Here is a 315-nt window from a genome sequence, read left to right on the forward strand (position 1 = left end):
TGCGTGACGCCGAAGGCAACATCCTCGCGACGGGTACCGTTGGCGCCGATGGCACCTTCGTCATTGCCCTGACTCCTGCCGTGAACGACGGCAGTACCCTGCAAGTCACCCTGACCGATGCTGCTGGCAATGTGTCGCAGCCGGGCTCGGTCACCTCTGCCGACCTGCTGCCGCCTGCTCAACCGACAGACCTGGCCTTGGCCGACGGCGTGACCTTCACCGGTCGCGGCGAGCCCGGTGCCACCGTGCAAGTACGTGATGCCGCCGGCACCCTTATCGGCACTGGCATCGTTGGCGCCGACGGCCTGTTCAACG

Annotated in this window: 1 protein-coding gene; it reads left to right on the plus strand. The window is 66.7% G+C overall.

Annotation, left to right across the window (positions count from 1 at the left end):
* Positions 1-315: Ig-like domain-containing protein (locus JOY50_RS28740; protein ID WP_243056198.1), on the plus strand; the 315-nt coding region annotated here is incomplete at both ends.

The organism is Pseudomonas sp. BP01, from assembly GCF_022760795.1.
GTDB classification, from domain to species: Bacteria; Pseudomonadota; Gammaproteobacteria; order Pseudomonadales; family Pseudomonadaceae; genus Aquipseudomonas; species Aquipseudomonas putida_Q.